General features: G+C 35.3%; 2 protein-coding genes. One reads left to right on the top strand and one right to left on the bottom strand.

The features are described 5' to 3' along the window. Positions 1–567: 567 nt before the first annotated feature. Positions 568–1,821 (bottom strand): helix-turn-helix domain-containing protein, encoded by a 1,254-nt coding sequence (locus FN732_RS09425; protein WP_142936284.1) that lies wholly within the window; start codon positions 1,819–1,821, stop codon positions 568–570. An 871-nt stretch (positions 1,822–2,692) separates the two neighbouring features. On the opposite strand from FN732_RS09425, the gene FN732_RS09430 reads away from it, so the two are divergent. After that, a complete protein-coding gene (locus tag FN732_RS09430) occupies positions 2,693–2,956 on the top strand; it encodes a hypothetical protein (RefSeq protein ID WP_142936285.1) in 264 nt (87 codons plus the stop codon). Positions 2,957–3,132 lie beyond the last annotated feature (176 nt).

A 3,132-nucleotide genomic window follows, 5' to 3' on the forward strand; every position in this document is an offset into this window, starting at 1 on the left:
AAAATTAAAAATCCCCCTCTAGAAAAAAACAGCTAAAGTCTACTCATTTGTCTATATCTTATAACAGCTCGAACAATTAAAATTAAACAAAGAATTAAAAAAAATGAACAAAGAGATATAAAAAAATAAACAGAAATATGTCCTAAAAGCTCAACAGGATTTGAGTCATCCATAGAAACTAAAATCAAAAAGATCAAAACTGATAAGAAACTTGCAATAGCAAGCACTTTATCCTCCTAAACCAAATTAGTTCCAACTAGAATTAAATAAATTCAATCAAATTAACAAAATCAAGACCAAAACCGAATTTTCAAGAACTTCATAAGATACTAAAAAATATTAATAATCTAATTTTAATTAGATTTAAAATCCCAAAAAACACCTACAACCTTAGGACAAAAAATTTTCGCGCGCGCCTTACGACAGAGAATACAGAAAACCTAAGAAAATCAAGAAAAAACTTGAAAAAAAAATTTCACCAAACGGTATAACCTACTAAAGTAGGGGAGGGATTATATCAATAGAAAGTTCACACTTTATTTTCTGAAGCCATTGTAAGACAAGAATTTATTTAAATAGGTATCCGTAAGTTTTGTATAAATTTCGACGAGAAATTCCCAACATTTCGGCAATCTCAGATTTGCTGTAGCCTTTAGAAATCAAGCGCTTAATATGTTCTTCTTTTTCTTTTTTTCTTTCTTCTGCATATATGGACCTGATTTTCCTTGCTAATCTCAAATGCTCCTCTCTCGTCCTTCCATTTCTTTTATTCGGTCTATACTCCCAACCAAATAGGCTACAAAGGTATTTCCAACTTGCCCTTACATATTTGGGATTATAGCCCTTGTGGAACGCCTCGTATGCCTCCTGTATGTCAAAGCCTATATGTAAATTCCTATCCATCATATCTTCATAAACCATCTCTATTGTTTCTACAGCTTCCTCGTAAGGAACTTCCCTTCTGCATTTATAGGACACTATTCCCAAAGCAAAAAATGAATTCTGCCTTCTTCCCAGTATAGGAGGATTGAAAAATAGCTTCCTCAATACCCACTCAAAAAAAGCTCTCCTACCATTAGGTAAGACAAGGAGTTTCGCCTTTTTTTTTGAATTCTTCTCCTGTTTCTTCTTCTCTTTCTTCGGCTTTATCTCAAATAGTTTCATCAACTCCTCAAGGTTATAAGGCTCACGAACTCTAAATCCTCTCGCTGTTGTATTTATTTTAGTAAGAAATCCCGGGAACCTATAAGGATGTACTACCGGATGCTTATCTACATCTAAAATCGACGAGAACTTCTCCTGTATGGCTCTATTTAGGCTATTAACACTCCATCTTAAACCCTTAACTTCTGCAGGTTCAGATAGGAGATAAACAAAATGAACTCCCTTTCCTGAATTAACTATGTGTGTCGGTTCCGCCGGTAATGTGGACCATAAATACCTGAGAATTTTTCTCAGTCTTGAGCTTGTTACTCCGTCGCAGTCAACGACAAACGCTCTAACCCTTTCCAAAGTTTTTGAGTGATAGTAATTCCTTCTAAAATCGCAGTAGGGAATGTAAGCGTTTGAACGCCAAGTTATTTTCCATATATCTTCTGCTTTGACTCTGATAATCGTTCCACTTTCTAAAACATTCCCCTTCTTATCCTTTAAAGTCCCTAAAACAATAACAACATCGTCGTTTTCGTTCTTATCCGAGAATATCTCGTTGAAATACTCCTCAGACGAAAGCTCCAAAAACTTTGAGCTGAGAATGTCGTTTTTAGCCTCGAATTCCTCTTGTAGGCTGTTAGCTCTTTGGAATTCAAAGTTTTTATTCATCTCCTCGCTCCTTCCTTTCGTTTTCGGAAGGAGCGCCTGGTCTTCCCTTTTCCCTACTCTCGTGTTAAATTCTTATTTGGGCGATTTTTTAGTGAGAGTTGGGAACTGGGGCGCTTGCCGGGCGCTCCTCCCGTCTTTCCTCTCAACTCCTCCAATCTTACCAAATTTTCAAAGATTTAACCTACTTTTGTTTAATCGATAAGTAAACACGCAACTTTTGGAAATTTGAATATCCATTTTTCACCACATTTAACCTACTTTTCCCTTAGCCGACAAAAAAGCCGAAATTTCTGAGAAATTCAAATATCTATTTAAGGTTCAAAAGTTAATTAAAACAATTATTGCAATTACTCCAATTATTCTTTGAATGAATATCCAAAATTTTCTAAAAAGAAACCTTTAATATCAATCAAGGAAAAGTAGGTAAAATTAACTTATCTACAGACTTTTTGTTCTTTCAAAAATGAATAGGAAAAATGCCCTAAAAAAGAGAAAGGAATTACAACATAGAAGTTCTTGGACCTTGCATAGTCATAGCTCTTAACTTGAAACGCCCTAAAAAGTGGGAGGGATTTTGAAATCGTGCCTAAAGGGGAGGGAGAGAAAAATTGAAGGGGAAAAGATTTTTCTTTAAACTCGATTAAACCGAACTATTAGCTCTACCTTTTCAAACGACCATCACCTTACCGAAAAATTGAACGACCACTTGATTAGGCGCCAATTCCCTGTGAACACCCTCTTAAACGCTCAGAAATCGCAAAAATAGAGAGAATAGCTTATACCCCCTAATCAGAGTCAAAATCGCCAAGAAACGCTCAAAATCGCCCTCAGACGAGCTATAATCCTTTCCTATAAGCTCAGGAGAAAACCATTGAATAAAGAACAAAAACAGCTGGAAAGCATAAAAGAGCGTTTGAAACTCTACTCAGAAATCCTGAAAAACTTAACTATTCTTTTAATTGCAGTCGCAGGTGGAACAATCGGACTTCTATTCAAACTTTCAAATCCAATAGCTATCCCGCTACTTGTTATGGGACTATCATTAACAATAGGGATCCTATTCGGTATCTTCCGGTTATCTATCTCTATAAGAGAAACATTAGAGGAGCTCAAGAAATGGGAAAAGAACTCATAATTTCAATCATTGTCTCCACAATAGTAGGAATTGCCATATTACTCGCTGTTTACGCAATGGTCTCAATAACTAAAACAAAAGAAAATTAAAAATCCCCCTCTAGAAAAAAACAGCTAAAGTCTACTCATTTGTCTATATCTTATAACAGCTCGAACAATTAAAATTAAACAAAGAAT

Source organism: Balnearium lithotrophicum, from assembly GCF_900182585.1.
GTDB classification, from domain to species: Bacteria; Aquificota; Aquificia; order Desulfurobacteriales; family Desulfurobacteriaceae; genus Balnearium; species Balnearium lithotrophicum.

What these genes read in the sequence shown, in the direction of transcription:
- FN732_RS09425 (WP_142936284.1), bottom strand. Translation starts at nt 1,821, where the DNA reads ATGAATAAAAACTTTGAATTCCAAAGAGCTAACAGCCTACAAGAGGAA.